The sequence below is a fragment of the Phytopseudomonas argentinensis genome, from assembly GCF_900113905.1.
In the GTDB taxonomy this organism is placed as follows: domain Bacteria; phylum Pseudomonadota; class Gammaproteobacteria; order Pseudomonadales; family Pseudomonadaceae; genus Aquipseudomonas; species Aquipseudomonas argentinensis.
On sequence record NZ_FORC01000002.1, the window covers coordinates 201,944 to 218,868 of the forward strand.

Below are 16,925 nucleotides of genomic sequence, written 5' to 3' on the forward strand. Positions count from 1 at the left end.
GCAAGACGCAGCGGGCAGGGAGTACCCTGCCGCCGCCGTCTTGGATGGCCGTCGATCAGTTCGCGGGCAGGCTGGCGAGCAGCAGGCGCTGGACGTTGCCGCCCATGATCGCGGTGATGTCATTGCGGTTGAAGCCGGCGCCGAGCAGGCCTTCGGTCAGTTGCGCCAGGCCGGTGACGTCGAACGGCGCATGAATGGTGCCATTGAAGTCCGAGCCCAGGGCCACGTGCTCGACGCCCACCAGGTCCGCGGTGTAGCGAATCGCCTTGACGATGGCGGCTACCGAGGTGGCGCACACGGCGGTGTCCCAGTAACCGATGCCGATCACCCCGCCACTCGCGGCAATGGCGCGGATATGCCGGTCGCTGAGGTTGCGGGTGCCCGGGCAGGTGCCTTCGACGCCGCCGTGGGAAACCAGCACTGGGCGCGTGGCCATGGCCAGCACGTCGTCCATCAGCGGGCGCGAGGCGTGGGCCAGGTCGATCAGCATGGACTTTTCCTCGAGTCGCGCGACGACCTGGCGGCCCAATGGCGTCAGCCCACCCTTGTTCAGACCATGGGCCGAGCCGCCGACCTCGTTGTCAAAGAAGTGGGTCAGCCCAGCCATGCGAAAGCCGGCATCGTAGAGCCGGTCGAGGTTTTCCAGCCTGCCCTCCAGAGGGTGCAGGCCCTCGGTGGCGAGCAGGGTGGCAAGGCGGCGCGGATCCTGACTCCAGGCCTGCAGAAAATCGACCAGATCCCTGCGCGTCCTGATCTGGATCAGCCGGCCTTCGCTGCCGGCAGCCGCTTCACGCAGTTTCTCGGCCTGGTACAGGGCGCGCTGCAGCAGGCTGTTCCAGGTCGCCCGCGGCCAGCGCTGGGCCATGGCGAGCAGGGTGATGGTGTCGCTGTCGGCGCCGTTGCTTTCATAGTTGAGGCCGCGCGGCGATTGGGTGACCGTGGAGAACACCTGCAGGCCCACGCGTCCGTCGAGCAGGCGCGGCAGGTCCGAATGCCCATAGCTGTATCGCTTGAGCAGGTCACGTTCCCAGAGCAGGGCGTCATCGTGCAGGTCGGCGATGAACAAGGTGTCGTGCAGGCGCGTGGCGGCCTGGCCGGCCGGGTAGGGGGCCGGCGATTCGACGCTGTTCATGCGTCGGTCGAGCACGCTGGGCAGGGTGAAGAACACGGCGGCAGCCAGGCACAGGACGATTGGAATGGCGAGCAGGCGTTTGCGCATGGCAGGTGTTCCAGAGGGGCGGGCCGTCAGGTTGCGTAGGAACGCGCCCAGGCTTGGCAGGGGCGCAGGTAACCAGGGTCACACAGACTCACGGCAATCTAATGACAGAGCCGGTTGCGGCCGCCGTTCTTGGCCCGATAGAGCGCCTGGTCGGCCCGCGCGATGAGGCTGGCCAGACTGTCTCGGACCGTCATCTGGGTCAGGCCCAGGGAAATGGTCACCCCTGGCTGGGCGCCAAGCGGTGAATAGAAGGAGTCGACCTGCTCCAGGCTTTCGCGCAGGCGTTCGGCCATGTCGGCGGCCTGCTGCAGCTGCAATTCGGGCAGCAATACCACGAACTCCTCACCGCCGAAACGCACCAGGCTGTCGCGCGCCCGCATCTGCCGGCGCAGCGTGTGGGCGACCAGACACAGCGCATAGTCGCCAGCCAGGTGGCCGTGCTGGTCGTTGTAATCCTTGAAGTGGTCGACATCGAGCATCAACAGGCACAGGGGTTGTTCATCGATCAGGCAGCGCGCGCGTTCGCGTTCGAACATGTGTTCCAGCCAGCGACGGTTGAAGGCGCCGGTGAGCTTGTCGACATTGGCATTCTGTTCACTGTTGATCAGCTGCCGGTTGCCCTGACGCACGCGGCCACAGAGCACCTTAAGCAGGTTGTGCATCATTTGCGGCGATTGCTGGAACAGCGAGCCGAGGGCATCGCGGTGCAGGCGCAGCACGCTGCTGGGCTCGGTGGCCACCACGTAGGCGCTGGGGTGTTCGTTGTCGATGAAGCTGATCTCGCCCGCGCAGTCGCCCGGGCCCAGGGTGGTGACCGGTTGGTTGTCCAGGGAGCCCAGGTACACCTTGAGGCTGCCGGTGACCACTATATAAAGGTACTGGTTGCGGTCGAACGGCGACAACAGCACTTCGGCCGCCTCCAGTTCACAGGGGCGAAAGGCGTCGAGCAATCGGTTAAGGCTACCGAGCGCGACATTGTCGAACAGGCGCAGCTGGCGAATCTGCTGCAGGTCGGTTTGCCATTGGGCCGCCTTCATGGCATCAGCATCCTTGCTCGAAACGCTTAACGATGGGCATCGCTAACGCTCCCATGGGTCGATGACGGCGCTCGTGATCGACGAGCGGGTCTCAGTGCCCTGACAGTATCGTTCGCCACTCGGGCTGACAATCGTCTTGCACACTGCGTACGACCGGCGGCGCGGGGACTGTGAAGACGGTCACAGCCATGCCGGCGAAGCTCCCGTTACAGACGGGCTGCGAGCCAGTCAGCGACATCGTGGATCTGCGCAGGCAGCACTTCGTGAGCCATTGGGTAGTCCTGCCAGGTCACGCTGACCCCGCGGCTCTGCAGCCAGTCGTGAGCGCTGCGGCCCATGCTCGGCAGGACCACGCCATCCTGGTTGCCGTGCAGGCAGTAGACCGGTACCGCACGCTGCGCATCGCTGAGCTGAACCTCGTCGGCGAAGCTCGGCGCGTAAGTGGACAACGCCAGTACCCCGCCGAGTGGGCCCTGCCAGCGGAGGAAGGCGGTGTGCAGCACCACCGCGCCGCCCTGGGAGAACCCGGCCAGGAAAATACGCGAAGGGTCGATGCCTTCGCGGCGTTGCGCTTCGATCAGGTCGATGACCTGGTCGGCGGACTGTTCCAGCTGCTCGCGATCGATCGCCCGGGCCGGGCTCATGGCCAGGATGTCGTACCAACTGGGCATCTGGTAGCCGCCATTGATGGTCACCGGGCGAGTGGGCGCCTGGGGCAGCATGAAGCGTGTGCTGCGCAGCGATTGCTGTAACGCCTGGGCGACCGGATGGAAATCGAAGCGGTCTGCACCCAGACCGTGCAGCCAGATGACACAGGAGTCGGCGCTAAGTGGGGGCTGCAGTATCAATGTGGTATCCATGTGTTGCTCCAATGTGGGGCCTGTGCGTCGTTTTGGTGCGTGACTGTTTTCCGTCACTGTACTGATCCATGAAGTAGATGTCGCAAGATTACAACTTTGCCCCCTTGACCCGCCTATCTCGCGGGTAAAAACGTGGTGTGGTATGGCCTTTGCTAAGGAGCATGGGACTGATGTCGTCGGCCTGGTGTGGTAACACCGCTTCAGGCCGCGGAGCAGACGGGAAAGCCGATTTGATGGGGTTTCCAAAAGGTTCGCCGGGCGCTGCATGCCCGACGAGAGGCAAATTCGCGATCCGTCTCGGGCCTGCTCACCAGCGGGCTGGTGCAAAGGTCGATGACCCGCTTTCGAACAGGTCACGCCAGCGTACCGAGGTCTGGTCACCGGTCTACACTGTTGCTGCCTACAGTGACGACATGCCCCAAAAGGGTACGGCGATCGGGCTGAGACTCCAACACAACAAAAGCAACCGGAGAATGTTCAATGAAGATGGTTAAAACCACCCTGGCGATGTTGACCGCCGCCGCCGTTCTCGGCGCTGCAGGCATGGCTCACGCCGGTGCGACCCTGGACGCCGTAAAGAAGAAGGGCTTTGTACAGTGTGGCGTCAGTGACGGCTTGCCGGGTTTCTCGGTGCCGGATGCGAAGGGCAACTACCAGGGCATCGACGTCGATATCTGCCGCGGTGTGGCCGCTGCAGTGCTGGGCGACGCGAGCAAGGTCAAGTACAGCCCGCTGACCGCCAAGGAGCGTTTCACCGCCATTCAGTCCGGTGAAGTCGACGTACTGTCGCGCAACACCACCTGGACCAGCTCCCGCGACGGTGGCATGGGCCTGGTGTTCACCGGCGTGACCTACTACGACGGCATCGGCTTTCTGGTCAACAAGAAGCTGGGCGTTGCCAGCGCCAAGGAACTCGATGGCGCGACCATCTGTATCCAGGCAGGCACCACCACCGAGCTGAACGTCTCCGACTACTTCCGTTCCAACGGCCTCAAGTACACCCCGATCACCTTCGACACCTCCGACGAAAGCGCCAAATCGCTGGAAGCCGGCCGTTGCGACGTGCTGACCTCCGACCAGTCGCAGCTTTACGCACAGCGCATCAAGCTGGGCGCACCGGATGACTGGGTAGTACTGCCGGAAGTGATCTCCAAGGAGCCGCTGGGCCCATTGGTTCGTCGTGGCGACGAAGACTGGATGGCTATCGTCAAGTGGACCCTGTTCGCCATGCTCAACGCCGAAGAGCTGGGTGTCGACTCCAAGAACGTCGAAGCCCTGGCCAAGGAAACCAAGAACCCTGACGTCGCCCGTATGCTGGGTGCCGACGGTGAGTACGGTAAGGACCTGAAACTGCCGAAAGACTGGGTCGTCCAGATCGTCAAGCAGGTCGGTAACTACGGCGAAGTGTTCGAGCGCAACATCGGCAAAGGCAGCGAGCTGAAAATCGAGCGTGGCCTCAACGCTCTGTGGAACAAAGGCGGTCTGCACTACGCACCTCCAGTGCGTTGATTGACCTGTCGCCCGGCAGTGCACTGCCGGGCGATTTTCGTTCCGTTATACCTGGGGCATTCCCATGCAGAAAAACATCGGCGCACCGCAGGGGTTCTCCCTTAGCGATCCACGTGTGCGCGCCTGGCTATTCCAGATCATTACCGTTGTGGCCGTGGTCGCAATGGGCTGGTTCCTGTTCAGCAATACGCAGACCAACCTGCAACACCGGGGCATCACCTCGGGCTTCGACTTCCTCGAGCGCAGTGCCGGCTTCGGCATCGCCCAGCACCTGATCAGCTACACCGAAGCGGACAGCTATGCCCGCGTCTTCGTGATCGGCCTGCTCAATACCCTGCTGGTGTCGTTCATCGGCATCGTGCTGGCTACCTTCCTCGGCTTCATCATCGGTGTCGCGCGCCTGTCGCCGAACTGGATGATCAGCAAGCTGGCCACCGTGTACATCGAGATCTTCCGCAACATCCCGCCGTTGCTGCAGATTCTCTTCTGGTACTTCGCCGTGTTGCTGCCGCTGCCTGGGCCGCGTGCCAGCATCAGCGTCGGCGACAGCTTCTTTCTCAGCAACCGTGGCCTGAACATGCCGGCTGCCGAGGCGACCAGTGCGTTCTGGCCGTTCGTGGTCGGCCTGGTCATTACCCTGGTGGCCATCGTGATGATGACGCGCTGGGCCAACAAGCGCTTCGAGGCCACCGGGCAGCCGTTCCACAAGTTCTGGGTAGGCCTGGGGCTGGCGATTGTCATCCCGACCTTGTTCGCCCTGGTCTTCGGTAGCCCGTTGCACTGGTCGGTACCCGAGCTCAAGGGCTTCAACTTCGTGGGCGGCTGGGTAATGATTCCCGAGTTGCTGGCGCTGACCATCGCGCTGACCGTCTACACCGCGGCGTTCATCGCCGAGAACGTGCGTTCCGGGATCAACTCGGTCAGCCACGGCCAGACCGAAGCTGCCCGCTCCCTGGGCCTGCGCCCCGGCCCGACGCTGCGCAAGGTGATCATCCCGCAAGCCATGCGCGTGATCATTCCGCCGCTGACCAGCCAATACCTGAACCTGGCGAAGAACTCGTCCCTGGCTGCCGGTATCGGTTACCCGGACATGGTGTCGCTGTTCGCCGGTACCGTACTCAACCAGACCGGTCAGGCCATCGAGGTGATCGCCATCACCATGAGTGTCTACCTGGCGATCAGTATCAGCATTTCCCTGCTGATGAACTGGTACAACAAGCGCATCGCGCTGATCGAGCGGTGAGGACCTAGCGCAATGAGCACTCATACTTTCAAACCGGATTTGCCGCCACCCAGCTCCAGCGTTGGCGCGCTTGCCTGGATGCGCAGCAATCTGTTCTCCAGCTGGCTCAATACGCTGCTGACCCTGTTCGCCATCTACCTCATCTGGCTGATGGTGCCACCGCTGCTCAAGTGGGCGTTCATCGACGCCAACTGGGTGGGCAGCACCCGCGCCGATTGCACCAAGGAGGGCGCCTGCTGGGTGTTCATCCAGTCGCGCTTCAGCCAGTTCATGTACGGCTTCTACCCCAGCGAACTGCGCTGGCGCGTGGACCTGACCGCCGTGCTGGCCATCGTCGGTGCAGCGCCGCTGTTCATCTCCAGGTTCCCGCGCAAGGCCATCTACGGCATCGGTTTTCTGGTGATCTACCCGATCGTCGCCTGGTGCCTGCTGCACGGTGGTGTGTTCGGTCTGGACACCGTGCCGACCAGCCGTTGGGGCGGCCTGATGCTGACCCTGGTGATCGCCGCCGTCGGTATCGCCGGTGCGTTGCCGCTGGGCATTCTGCTGGCATTGGGGCGCCGTTCCAATATGCCGGCGGTGAAGGTGGTCTGCGTGACCTTCATCGAGTTCTGGCGTGGTGTGCCGCTGATCACCGTGCTGTTCATGTCCTCGGTGATGCTGCCGCTGTTCCTGCCCGAGGGCATGAGCTTCGACAAGCTGATGCGCGCACTGATCGGCGTGATCCTGTTCCAGTCGGCCTACATCGCCGAAGTGGTGCGTGGTGGGCTGCAGGCGATTCCCAAGGGGCAATACGAAGCGGCCGGTGCCATGGGCCTGGGCTACTGGCGGATGATGGGTCTGGTGATCCTGCCGCAAGCGCTCAAGCTGGTGATCCCGGGCATCGTCAACACCTTCATCGCCCTGTTCAAGGACACCAGTCTGGTGATCATCATCGGCTTGTTCGACCTGCTCAACAGCGTCAAGCAGGCGGCTGCCGACCCGGCGTGGCTGGGCATGGCGACCGAGGGCTACGTGTTCGCCGCCCTGATTTTCTGGATTTTCTGTTTTGGTATGTCGCGCTATTCCCTCCATCTGGAGCGCAAGCTCGACACTGGCCACAAGCGTTAGGAGTCAATTAGATGAGCGAAGCAAACAAGCAACCCAGCGCCGAGCCGATCATTCAACTGCAGGGCGTGAACAAGTGGTACGGCCAGTTCCACGTACTCAAGGACATCAACCTGGACGTGCGCCAGGGCGAACGTATCGTGCTGTGTGGCCCGTCGGGCTCGGGCAAGTCGACCACCATCCGCTGCATCAACCGCCTGGAGGAACACCAGGCCGGGCGCATCGTGGTCGATGGCACCGAACTGACCCGTGACCTCAAGGACATCGAAACCGTGCGCCGCGAAGTGGGCATGGTGTTCCAGCACTTCAACCTGTTCCCGCACCTGACCGTGCTGCAGAACTGCATCCTGGCACCGATGTGGGTACGCAAGATGCCCAAGCGTAAGGCCGAGGAAATCGCCATGCATTACCTGGAGCGCGTACGCATTCCGGAGCAGGCGCACAAGTTCCCGGGGCAACTGTCCGGCGGTCAGCAGCAACGTGTGGCGATTGCCCGCGCGCTGTGCATGAAGCCCAAAATCATGCTGTTCGATGAGCCGACCTCGGCACTCGACCCGGAAATGGTCAAGGAAGTACTCGACACCATGATCGGCCTGGCCCAGGACGGCATGACCATGCTCTGCGTGACCCACGAGATGGGCTTCGCCCGTACCGTGGCCGACCGCGTGATCTTCATGGACAAGGGCGAGATCGTCGAACAGGCCGAGCCGAATGCCTTCTTCGACAACCCGCAGAACGAGCGTACCAAGCTGTTCCTGGGGCAGATCCTGCACTGAGTATGGTCGGGTAAAGCGCAGACATTGGTCTGCGCTTTGCCGGAACGCCTATAAAAAACGCCGGGGCTCATGCCCCGGCGTTTTTTTGTTCTTCTTTTGGTGAGCGGGCGGGTTAACGCCAGACGGGCAAAATTGTTCGCTGTCGATGACCTGGCACTCTCCATTAACACATCGCCTTGCCTGATGGGTTTCGCCCCTTACGGGCGAGTCACTTTCTCTTGCTTGCCCAAGAGAAAGTAACCAAAGAGAAGGGCACCCCATCATTCGGCCCCGGCTGCGCCGGGGTTCCCTCGCTCCATCACTGTTTCAGGGACACGCTGCGAAGGGCCATCCCTGGCCCATCGCAGCTCTCGCGGCATCCATGCCGCTCAACCCCTTACACAGCGATTACACTCGGCCTCCTGAAGGGGACTTGGTCGTCGCCTGTGCGATCGCAGCCCAAGAGCAAACGCAGGCGTTTTCGAGCTGAGCTTTTGGAAATCGTGCAAGCTCGCGCCTTGTTCCCATCAGAAGTGTTGCGCCCGTAAGGAGCGCGACACAAAGCTGCAGGAGGCGCAATATTGGATAGTCCTAAGCCAATGCACCATACCCACCTCGGTGCCGAGCGCATTCTCCTCGCGAAAATTCGAAGAACCTTTTCGGGTGAGAAGCAGATTCGGCCTATTGGCCCCTGAGCCTTACGACTTGTCCTGCGGCCCCAGATAGGCGTTGATGATCGCCGAGAAATCCAGCCCACCGTGCCCGTCGCAGCTGAAGCGCTGGTAGAGCTGCTGGGCGAGGGCGCCGAGTATCACCGGTTGCCTGATCTGCCGCGCCGCGTCGGTGGCCAGGCCCAGGTCCTTGAGCATCAGGTCGGTGCCGAAGCCGCCGCTGTAACCGCGCGAGGCCGGCGCGTTGTCGAGCACGCCGGGGTAGGGGTTGTTGGTATCCGAGCTCCAGCAGCGCCCGCTGGAGGTGTTGATGATATTCGCCAGTACCTTGGCGTCGATGCCCAGCGACACCCCCAGCGCCATGGCCTCGGCAACGCCGATCATGGAGATGCCCAGCAGCATGTTGTTGGCCACCTTCGCCACCTGGCCGTTACCGCTGCCGCCGCAGTGCACGATGTTGCGGCCCATGGCCGCGAGAACCGGCTGCGCCTTGGCAAAGTCCGCCTCGGCGCCGCCGACCATAAAGGTCAGGGTACCCGCCGCCGCACCGCCGGTGCCGCCGGACACCGGTGCATCGAGCATCGGGTTGCCGTGGGCGGCCGCCGACTTGGCGACTTCCCGGGCGGCCAGCGGGTCGATGGTCGAGGAGTCGATCAGCAGCACCCCGGGCTTCACTTTGGCCAGCAGGCCGTCATCGCCGAGGTAGACCGCTTTCACATGGGCCGAGGCCGGCAGCATGGTGATGACGATCTCGGCATCCTGCAGCACGCCGCAGGCGCTGTCGGCACCCTTGGCACCTGCGTCCACCAGGGCGGCGACGGCGCCGGTAGACAGGTCGAAGACGCGCAACGCGTGGCCTGCCTTGAGCAGGTTGTGGGCCATGGGCGCGCCCATGTTGCCCAGGCCGATGAATCCGATATTCATGGTCGTCGCCTCATTTCAGGGTGATGGTGGTGTTCACCGCGCTGCCGACGTCACTCTCGTCGAACCAGCGTTGGGTCACGGTCTTGGTCTGGGTGTAGAACTGCACCACCTGCTTGCCGTACGGGCCCAGGTCGCCGAGTTTCGAAGCCCGCGAGCCGGTGAACGAGAACATCGGCACCGGCACCGGAATCGGCACGTTGATGCCCACCTGGCCAACGTCGATCTCCTCCTGGAAATGCCGGGCCGCGGCGCCGGAGCGGGTGAAGATCGCCGTGCCGTTGCCATTGGGGTTGGCGTTGATCAGCGCGATGGCCTCGTCCAGGGTAGCGGCGTGCACCACGCACAGCACCGGGCCGAAGATCTCCTCACGGTAGATGCTCATCTGCGGGGTCACCGCGTCGAAGATGGTCGGGCCGACGAAGTTGCCGCGCTCGAAGCCGGCCACCGCCGGGTTGCGGCCATCGAGCACCAGGCGTGCGCCTTCACTGGCGCCGCGCTCGATCAGGCTGCTGACCCGATCCAGTGCCGTGCAGGAGATCAGCGGGCCGACGTCGGTGCCGCTCTCCATACCGCCGCCCACCTTGAGGGTCTTGGCCTTGGCTACCAGGTCCGCCAGCCAGCCCTGGGCCTCACCGACCAGGATCACCACCGACAGGGCCATGCAGCGTTGCCCGGCGGCGCCGAATGCGGCGCCGGCCAGGTTGTTGAGGGTCTGTTCCTTGTGCGCATCGGGCAGCACGATGGCGTGGTTCTTCGCGCCCATCATGCACTGCACGCGCTTGCCGGCCTGGCTGGCGCGGTTGTAGACGTGGGTGCCGACGCGGGTCGAGCCGACGAAGGACACCGCCTTGATGTCCGGGTGATCGCAGATCGCGTTCACCGCGTCCTCGGCGCCGTGCACCACGTTGAGTACGCCCGGCGGTACGCCGGCTTCCAGGGCCAGTTCGCACAGGCGCATGGTCACCATCGGGTCCTGCTCGGAAGGCTTGAGCACGAAGGTATTACCAGTGGCGATGGCCATCGGGAACATCCACAGCGGGATCATCGCTGGGAAGTTGAAGGGGGTGATACCGGCGCATACGCCCAACGGCTGCAGCAGGGTGTAGGTGTCGACGCCGCCGGCCACGTTGTTGGCCAGCTCGCCGAGTTGCAGGTTGCCGATGCCAGCGGCGTGTTCGACCACTTCCAGGCCGCGGAACACATCGCCCTCGGCGTCGGCCAAGGTCTTGCCCTGTTCGGCGGTGAGAATGGCCGCCAGCTCTTTCATGTTTTCGCGGATCAGTTGCTGGTACTTGAGGAAGATCCGCGCGCGGGTGCCGATGGGCGTCTTGCGCCAGGTCTTGAAGGCCTGGCTGGCGCTGGCCACGGCGGCGTCGATTTCCTCGGCGGTGGCCAGGGGTACGCGGGCGAGCACTTCCTGGGTGGCCGGGTTGACGACGTCGCGCCACTGCTGGGTGCGTGACTCGACGAATTCGCCGTTGATGAGCAGTTTGACGGTAGCGGTCATGGTTCGATCCTTTCTTCAATCAACGGGCGCGCAGGGGCGCGGCGCGTGCGGTATCCAGCGCGGGGCTGGCGATTGGCTGGCGGGGTGGGTCGCTGCGCATCAGGGCAGTACAGCCGAGCGCCACCAAGCCCATGCCGATCAGGTAGGCGATCACGTAGCGCGGGCTGCCGTCGGCGGCAGCCAGCAGGCTGGTGGCGATCATCGGCGCGAAGCCTCCACCCAGCACGCCGGCCAATTGCACCGACAGCGAGATGCCGCTGTAGCGGATTTCCGCTGGGAACTGGCGGGCGAACAGCAAAGATTCCGGCGCATAGAGGATCGGGAACACCACGCCTACCGCCAGCACCATCGCCCACCACACCAGCACGGGCTCACGGGTGCCGAGCATGGCGAAGAACGGGTAGACGAAAGCGCAGAGCAACAGCAGCCCGGTGAAGTACAGGCGCTTCTGGCCGACGCGATCGGACAGCCAGCCGCAGAACGGCATGGTCGCCAGCGACAGCGCAGCACCGGCGGTGATGGCGTGCAGCACGTCGGCCCGGGGAATCTGCAACTGGTTGGCGGCGTAGGCGAGGGCGAAGGTGACCGCCATGTAGAACCAGGCGTTCTCGGCGGTGCGCGCGCCGATGATGGTCAGGGTGGCGCGCGGGTGTTTACGCACCACTTCCATCAGCGGCAGGTTGACGCGCCGGTTCTGCTGCTTGAGTTTCTCGAAATCCGGCGACTCGGCGACCTTGACGCGGATCAGCCAGCCCACCGCCAGCAGCACCACGCTGGCCAGGAACGGCAGGCGCCAGCCCCAGCTGAGCATCTGCTCCTCGGGCAACGTGGCGACCGCGCCCATGGCCAGAGTAGAGAGCACCAGGCCCGCGCCAACGCCGGTCTGCGGCAGGCTGCCATAGAAGCCCTTCTTGCCTTCGGGGGCGTGTTCCACGGCCATCAATACCGCGCCGCCCCATTCACCACCCACGGCCATGCCCTGCAGAAAACGCATGACCACCAGCAGCGCTGCGGCCCAGTAGCCGACCTGCTCGTAGGTTGGCAGCAGGCCGATGGCGATGGTCGGGATGCCCATCATCAGCAAGGTGAGCATCAGCATCGACTTGCGGCCGATGCGGTCACCGAAGTGGCCAAAGACGATGCCGCCCAGGGGCCGACCAATGAAACCGACGGCATAGGTGGCAAAGGCCGCCAGTACGCCGGTGATCGGGTCGAGGGTGGGGAAAAACAACTTGTTGAAGACCAGCGCGGCGGCGGTGCCGTAGAGAAAGAAGTCGTACCATTCGATGGTGGTACCCGCCATGCTGGCCAGGCCAGCGATACGGTAGTGCTTGCGGCCGGCAGCCGGCCCTTGAGCGTGTGAGTCGTTCATGAGTTGCCTGCTTTTGTTTTTGTCGTAGGAACTTGGAACTGTGGGCAGCTGGTAGGCGCCGCGTGTCTGGAGTATAGGTATGCAAACTTTCTGTTCCAGCACCTAAAAAGACAGGTTCGTTATGCAAAAAAGCATGATGTCGGCCGGCCAGATGAACTGGGACGACCTTAAGTTCTTTCTCGAAGTCGCCCGTACCCGAACCGCCAGCAGCGCCGCACGGCGCCTGGGTGTGGACTACAGCACGGTGTCGCGGCGTATCAGCGCGTTGGAGAAGGCGCTGGGTACCTTGTTGTTCGAGCGCTCGCGGGCCAGCGGCTTCGTGCTGACGGCGGAGGGGCAGCACCTGCTGGGCTACGCCGAGTCGCTGGAAAGCACCCTGCAAACGGCTTGCGAACAGGTGTCGGGCGCCAGCCTGGCGCTTTCGGGCCACGTGCGCATCGGCTCGACCGAAGGCTTTGGCAGCTACTTTGTGGCGCCGCAGCTGGGCGGCTTTCAGGATATCTACCCGAATATCGCCATCGACCTGTTGCCGGTGCCGCACTTCATCAGCCTGTCGCGGCGCGAGGCGGACATCGCCATCACCCTGGAACGCCCGGAGCGCGGGCCTTATGTCTGTTCAAGACTGTGCGACTACGCCCTGAAGCTTTATGCGACGCCCGAGTACCTGCAGAGGCACCCGTCGATCCACGGCGTGGACGACCTGAGCCGGCACTCGTTCATCACTTACGTCGATGATCTGGCATTCAGCCCGGAGCTCCTCTATCTGGAAAGCATCGTGCCCAATGCCAGCAGCGCGCTGCGCAGCACCAGCGTGGTGGCCCAGTATCTGGCGACCTTGCAGGGTAGGGCGCTGGCGATCCTGCCATGCTTTCTGGCCGGCCCGGATGCCCGGCTGGTCGAGGTGCTGGCGGATGAGGTAAAGGTCACCCGGCAGTTCTGGCTCTACTACCGCGAGGATCTGCGCAAGCTCAAACGCATCACCCTGGTGGCCGATTACCTGCGTGCCTGCGCCGAACGCAATCGTGGATTTCTGCTTGGTGATACCGTCGAGATGGTGATTGTGTGACTCATTTGCCCATGGCGGTCACGCGCGGCGCGGGCGATACTGCGGCCCAATGCCAGGAGGCCATGCCATGCCCACAGAAAATGCCCAATTGATCACCCGTTTCTACGAGGCATTCCAGCGCCTCGACGCCGAGGAGATGGCGCGCTGCTACGCGCCGGACGTGCGTTTCAGCGACCCGGCCTTCGGCGAGCTAAATGGCGATGATGCTCGCGACATGTGGCGCATGCTCACCTCCCGCGCCAAGAAGTTCTCCCTGACCTTCAGCGATGTGCAGGCCGATGCCAGCGGCGGTAGCGCCAACTGGGTGGCCACCTACCTGTTCCCGCAGACCGGGCGTACCGTGGTCAACCGCATCCACGCCTCGTTCGTGATTCGTGACGGGCTGATCGTCGAGCACCGTGACCACTTCGACATGTGGCGTTGGGCCGCTCAGGCACTGGGCTTTCAGGGCATGCTGATCGGCTGGACGCCGCTGCTCAAGAACACCGTGCGCAAGCAGGCGCGCGGCGGTTTGCGGCAGTTCCAGGCCGCCCGTGCGTCAGACGGGCAACACGGCGGAGAAGCGCGCGGCTGAACGGAGTGGTACGCTCTCCGGTCAGAAGTTCATCGATGAATGGCCGAGTGCATGTAAAGCCTTCGTTCATCGACTGAAAGCCCGTCCGCCAGAGTATTTCGATCATGAGTGTTATGTCCCTATCCCCCCGTAAAGCCAAGGCCTGGAGCGTGCACGCGGTAACCGCGAGCGGAGTCATCCTTGGCATGTTGGCATTGCTTGCACTGATCGAGGGGCGGGCGGAAAGCTGCCTGATGTGGCTGGGCCTGGCTTTGCTGGTCGATGGCCTGGACGGTACCCTGGCGCGCAAATACGACGTGAAAGTGGTGCTGCCGCATTTCGACGGCTCCACCCTCGACCTGGTGATCGATTACCTCACCTACGTGTTCATCCCGGCGATCTTCGTCTATCGCTTCATTCCGCTGCCTGAGTACACCCTGCTGCTGTCGGTGGGCATCATCCTGCTGTCGTCGCTGTTCTGCTTCTGCAACGTCAACATGAAGAGCAAGGACAACTACTTCGTCGGCTTCCCGGCGGCGTGGAACGTGGTGGTGGTGTACCTCTACCTGCTGGACTTCGAGCCCTGGGTTACCTTCGTGGTGATCATGGTGCTGGCCGGCCTGACCCTGACCCGCATGAAGTTCCTGCACCCGTTCCGGGTCAAGCAGTTCATGCCGCTGAACATCGCCGTGACCATGGTGTGGATGTTCGCCTGCGCGGGGCTGATCCTGCAGTTCCCGGCGCAGCCGGTGTGGCTGCTGGTGCTCTGGGGGCTGTCCTCGGCGTACTTCGTGGGCATGTGCGTGTGGCGTTCGGCCCGCGAGTGGTTCGCCTAAGCGTGCGATGAGCGTTAGTGTCGACAAACCCTGGTTCGTCTATCTGGTGCGCGCCGCCAATGGCGCGCTTTATTGCGGCATCAGCGACGATCCGCAGCGGCGCTTCGCCCAGCATCAGAGCGGCAAGGGTGCCCGGTTCTTCTTCTCCAGCCCGGCGGTGGCCCTGGTCTACAGCGAAAGCTGCGTGGGCAAGGGCGACGCCTTGCGCCGCGAACGGGCGATCAAACGCCTTGGCAAGGGTGCCAAGGAGGCCCTGGTGGCCACTGGCAGCCTGATGCATAGCCTTGATGAGCGACCATCAGCGCCACTGGATTGTGCCTAGCCTCAGTAGCCAGCTGAGTTAAGCTGCAAGCCTCATCCGTTCCCGGAGGCTTCCATGTCTGAGCTGATCCTGCACCATTACCCCACCTCACCCTTTGCCGAAAAGGCCCGTCTGTTGCTGGGCTTCAAGAACCTGGCCTGGCGTTCGGTGCAGATCCCGCCGGTGATGCCCAAGCCGGATCTGACTGCCCTGACCGGCGGCTACCGCAAGACGCCGGTGTTACAGATCGGTGCCGATATCTACTGCGATACCGCCCTGATTGCCCGTCGCCTGGAGGCCCATCAGCCGCAGCCGGCGCTGTTGCCCGGCAACCAGGCGTTCGCCATTGCCACCTTCGCCCAGTGGGCTGATTCGGTGGTGTTCCAGCACGCGGTAAGCCTGGTATTCCAGCCGGAGTCCATCGCCGTACGGTTCGCCAAGGCGCCGCCGGAGTTCTTGCAGACCTTTATCGCCGACCGCAGCAAGCTGTTCTCGGGCGGCCAGGCCACCCGGATGCCAGCCGAGCAGGCCAAACACCAGTGGCCGGTGTTCATGGCGCGGCTGCAGGCGCAGCTGGAGGCCGGCGGTGGCCAGTTTCTGTTCGGTGAGCCAAGCCTGGCCGATATCGCCATGGCGCATCCACTGTGGTTCCTGCGCGCAACGCCGGTGACCTCGCCGCTGGTCGATGGCTACCCGGCGGTGGTCGCCTGGCTGGATCGCGTGCTGGCGTTCGGGCACGGAAAAGCCGAGGAACTGAGCAGCGAGGCGGCCGTGGAGATCGCGCGCGCCGCTACCCCAGCGCCGCTGCCGGACGAGGCGTTCACGGATCCCAATGGGTTTGCCAGCGGGCAGTCCGTGGCGATTTCGGCAATCGATTACGGTGTGGAGGCAGTGGAGGGGGAGCTGGTGTTCGCCGGCGTGGAAGAGCTGATCCTGCGCCGTGAAGATGACCGCGCCGGTATCGTACATGTGCATTTCCCGCGGCTTGGGTTTCGTATCGAGGCGCGTTGAGCACGATAAAGATCACGGCTAAAGCCGCTCCCACAAAGGCACCACCCGTGGTAGCGGCTTCAGAGGTAGGCCGTAGGATGGGTGGAACCCATCAATGGCCGATGGGTTTCACCCATCCTACGGCCTGCGCGATTATCTCTATCGCTGATCCGGCAACAAGAAATTCCCCGGCCCTGCATCTTCCAGGGTCGGCACTTCGGCTTCGTCCTTCAGGTCGACGCCCGAGAGCTGGCGGCGGCAGGCTTCGCGCATCAGGTACAGCAATCGGAAGGTCGCCATGCCGTAGCTCAGGCCTTCCAGCCGCACGTTGGAGATGCAGTTGCGGTAGGCGTCGTTGAGGCCGACCCGCGGCGCGTAGGTGAAGTACAGGCCCAGGCTGTCCGGCGAGCTGAGGCCTGGGCGTTCGCCGATCAGGATCACCGTCATCTTGGCGCCCAGGCGCTCGCCCACCTCGTCAGCGATGGCGACCCGGCCCTGCTGCACCAGGGTGACGGGTGCCAGTTTCCAGCCTTCCTCGCTCACCTGCTCCAGCAATTTCTCCAGAAACGGCAGGCTGTGGCGGCGCACGGCCAGGGACGACAAACCATCGGCAATCACGATGGCCAGGTCGTAGCCACAGCCTTTTTCCTTCGCGTAATCATCCAGCGCGCTGGCGGACTCTTCGTTCAGGCGCCGGCCCAGGTCCGGGCGCTGCAGGTAGGTATGCCGGTCGGCTGCGGCGCTGTGCAGCAGCAGGGTATCCAGGCCGCGGCCCTGCAGCTCTTCGCACAGGCCTTCATGGTCGAAGGGCAGGTGTACGGCATCGCGGGCCTGGGCGTGGGCGAACTGGAAATCCAGTTGCGCGGCAGTAGGCAGGCTGGTGCCGGCGCGGCCCAGGGCGATACGCGCCGGGGTCAGCTGGCGCAACTGCTGCCAGGGGTTCTCGGTGGCGGGGGACTTATCGGACATGGCGAC

General features: G+C 63.7%; 16 protein-coding genes. 9 read left to right on the top strand and 7 right to left on the bottom strand.

Going from position 1 to position 16,925, the window contains the following annotated elements:
• Positions 1-55: 55 nt before the first annotated feature.
• The 3 genes from BM154_RS09460 to BM154_RS09470 all read right to left on the bottom strand — a co-directional run bounded on the left by BM154_RS09460 (position 56) and on the right by BM154_RS09470 (position 3,116).
• Positions 56-1,219, bottom strand: coding sequence for a dipeptidase (locus BM154_RS09460; protein ID WP_074882614.1), 1,164 nt, complete (start codon positions 1,217-1,219; stop codon positions 56-58).
• Between the two features lie 98 nt (positions 1,220-1,317).
• Positions 1,318-2,256 carry a GGDEF domain-containing protein gene (locus BM154_RS09465; RefSeq protein WP_074882615.1) on the bottom strand — a complete coding sequence of 313 codons (939 nt, stop codon included), beginning with the start codon at positions 2,254-2,256 and terminating at the stop codon, positions 1,318-1,320.
• Between the two features lie 206 nt (positions 2,257-2,462).
• The gene (locus tag BM154_RS09470; protein ID WP_074882616.1) at positions 2,463-3,116 is read right to left on the bottom strand and encodes an alpha/beta hydrolase; all 654 of its coding nucleotides are present in this window, start codon (positions 3,114-3,116) and stop codon (positions 2,463-2,465) included.
• Positions 3,117-3,596: 480 nt separating this feature from the next.
• On the opposite strand from BM154_RS09470, the gene BM154_RS09475 reads away from it, so the two are divergent.
• From BM154_RS09475 to BM154_RS09490, 4 genes are all read left to right on the top strand, one after another.
• Positions 3,597-4,625, top strand: coding sequence for an amino acid ABC transporter substrate-binding protein (locus tag BM154_RS09475; protein ID WP_074882617.1), 1,029 nt, complete (start codon positions 3,597-3,599; stop codon positions 4,623-4,625).
• Between the two features lie 64 nt (positions 4,626-4,689).
• Positions 4,690-5,868: an amino acid ABC transporter permease gene (locus BM154_RS09480; RefSeq protein WP_074882618.1), complete on the top strand. Its 1,179-nt coding sequence runs from the start codon at positions 4,690-4,692 to the stop codon at positions 5,866-5,868.
• Between the two features lie 12 nt (positions 5,869-5,880).
• Positions 5,881-6,978, top strand: a complete 1,098-nt coding sequence (locus tag BM154_RS09485) for an amino acid ABC transporter permease (RefSeq protein WP_074882619.1) — start codon at positions 5,881-5,883, stop codon at positions 6,976-6,978.
• Between the two features lie 11 nt (positions 6,979-6,989).
• Complete coding sequence (locus BM154_RS09490; protein ID WP_074882620.1) at positions 6,990-7,751, top strand: amino acid ABC transporter ATP-binding protein; 762 nt, start codon at positions 6,990-6,992, stop codon at positions 7,749-7,751.
• Positions 7,752-8,428: 677 nt separating this feature from the next.
• On the opposite strand, the gene mmsB is transcribed toward BM154_RS09490, so the two are convergent.
• The 3 genes from mmsB to BM154_RS09505 are packed head-to-tail and all read right to left on the bottom strand — an operon-like array spanning position 8,429 to position 12,204.
• The gene (gene mmsB / locus BM154_RS09495) at positions 8,429-9,325 is read right to left on the bottom strand and encodes a 3-hydroxyisobutyrate dehydrogenase (protein ID WP_074882621.1); all 897 of its coding nucleotides are present in this window, start codon (positions 9,323-9,325) and stop codon (positions 8,429-8,431) included.
• A gap of 10 nt (positions 9,326-9,335) precedes the next feature.
• On the bottom strand, positions 9,336-10,832 hold the full coding sequence (locus BM154_RS09500) for a CoA-acylating methylmalonate-semialdehyde dehydrogenase (protein WP_074882622.1): 1,497 nt from the start codon (positions 10,830-10,832) through the stop codon (positions 9,336-9,338).
• Between the two features lie 19 nt (positions 10,833-10,851).
• Entirely contained in the window at positions 10,852-12,204 is a 1,353-nt protein-coding gene (locus BM154_RS09505; protein WP_074882623.1) for an MFS transporter, read from the bottom strand.
• 121 nt (positions 12,205-12,325) lie between these two features.
• Between BM154_RS09505 and BM154_RS09510 the strand changes: the two genes are divergently transcribed.
• The 5 genes from BM154_RS09510 to BM154_RS09530 all read left to right on the top strand — a co-directional run bounded on the left by BM154_RS09510 (position 12,326) and on the right by BM154_RS09530 (position 15,971).
• Complete coding sequence (locus tag BM154_RS09510; RefSeq protein WP_074882624.1) at positions 12,326-13,270, top strand: LysR family transcriptional regulator; 945 nt, start codon at positions 12,326-12,328, stop codon at positions 13,268-13,270.
• A 67-nt stretch (positions 13,271-13,337) separates the two neighbouring features.
• The gene (locus BM154_RS09515; protein ID WP_074882625.1) at positions 13,338-13,844 is read left to right on the top strand and encodes a nuclear transport factor 2 family protein; all 507 of its coding nucleotides are present in this window, start codon (positions 13,338-13,340) and stop codon (positions 13,842-13,844) included.
• Positions 13,845-13,948: 104 nt separating this feature from the next.
• On the top strand, positions 13,949-14,659 hold the full coding sequence (pcsA, locus tag BM154_RS09520) for a phosphatidylcholine synthase (protein ID WP_074882626.1): 711 nt from the start codon (positions 13,949-13,951) through the stop codon (positions 14,657-14,659).
• A gap of 7 nt (positions 14,660-14,666) precedes the next feature.
• Complete coding sequence (locus tag BM154_RS09525) at positions 14,667-14,981, top strand: GIY-YIG nuclease family protein (RefSeq protein WP_074882627.1); 315 nt, start codon at positions 14,667-14,669, stop codon at positions 14,979-14,981.
• Between the two features lie 54 nt (positions 14,982-15,035).
• Positions 15,036-15,971: a glutathione S-transferase family protein gene (locus tag BM154_RS09530; protein ID WP_074882628.1), complete on the top strand. Its 936-nt coding sequence runs from the start codon at positions 15,036-15,038 to the stop codon at positions 15,969-15,971.
• Positions 15,972-16,109: 138 nt separating this feature from the next.
• Here BM154_RS09530 and eutC read toward each other — a convergent pair whose 3' ends face one another.
• Positions 16,110-16,919: an ethanolamine ammonia-lyase subunit EutC gene (eutC, locus tag BM154_RS09535; RefSeq protein WP_074882629.1), complete on the bottom strand. Its 810-nt coding sequence runs from the start codon at positions 16,917-16,919 to the stop codon at positions 16,110-16,112.
• Between the last annotated feature and the right edge of the window lie 6 nt (positions 16,920-16,925).

Bases quoted from the DNA above. Each gene is read 5' to 3' on its own strand.
- BM154_RS09485 (WP_074882619.1), top strand. From the start codon at position 5,881: ATGAGCACTCATACTTTCAAACCGGATTTGCCGCCACCCAGCTCCAGC.
- BM154_RS09475 (WP_074882617.1), top strand. From the start codon at position 3,597: ATGAAGATGGTTAAAACCACCCTGGCGATGTTGACCGCCGCCGCCGTT.
- BM154_RS09460 (WP_074882614.1), bottom strand. From the start codon at position 1,219: ATGCGCAAACGCCTGCTCGCCATTCCAATCGTCCTGTGCCTGGCTGCC.
- BM154_RS09480 (WP_074882618.1), top strand. From the start codon at position 4,690: ATGCAGAAAAACATCGGCGCACCGCAGGGGTTCTCCCTTAGCGATCCA.
- mmsB (WP_074882621.1), bottom strand. From the start codon at position 9,325: ATGAATATCGGATTCATCGGCCTGGGCAACATGGGCGCGCCCATGGCC.
- BM154_RS09515 (WP_074882625.1), top strand. From the start codon at position 13,338: ATGCCCACAGAAAATGCCCAATTGATCACCCGTTTCTACGAGGCATTC.
- eutC (WP_074882629.1), bottom strand. From the start codon at position 16,919: ATGTCCGATAAGTCCCCCGCCACCGAGAACCCCTGGCAGCAGTTGCGC.
- pcsA (WP_074882626.1), top strand. From the start codon at position 13,949: ATGAGTGTTATGTCCCTATCCCCCCGTAAAGCCAAGGCCTGGAGCGTG.
- BM154_RS09530 (WP_074882628.1), top strand. From the start codon at position 15,036: ATGTCTGAGCTGATCCTGCACCATTACCCCACCTCACCCTTTGCCGAA.
- BM154_RS09505 (WP_074882623.1), bottom strand. From the start codon at position 12,204: ATGAACGACTCACACGCTCAAGGGCCGGCTGCCGGCCGCAAGCACTAC.
- BM154_RS09525 (WP_074882627.1), top strand. From the start codon at position 14,667: ATGAGCGTTAGTGTCGACAAACCCTGGTTCGTCTATCTGGTGCGCGCC.
- BM154_RS09510 (WP_074882624.1), top strand. From the start codon at position 12,326: ATGCAAAAAAGCATGATGTCGGCCGGCCAGATGAACTGGGACGACCTT.
- BM154_RS09500 (WP_074882622.1), bottom strand. From the start codon at position 10,832: ATGACCGCTACCGTCAAACTGCTCATCAACGGCGAATTCGTCGAGTCA.
- BM154_RS09470 (WP_074882616.1), bottom strand. From the start codon at position 3,116: ATGGATACCACATTGATACTGCAGCCCCCACTTAGCGCCGACTCCTGT.
- BM154_RS09490 (WP_074882620.1), top strand. From the start codon at position 6,990: ATGAGCGAAGCAAACAAGCAACCCAGCGCCGAGCCGATCATTCAACTG.
- BM154_RS09465 (WP_074882615.1), bottom strand. From the start codon at position 2,256: ATGAAGGCGGCCCAATGGCAAACCGACCTGCAGCAGATTCGCCAGCTG.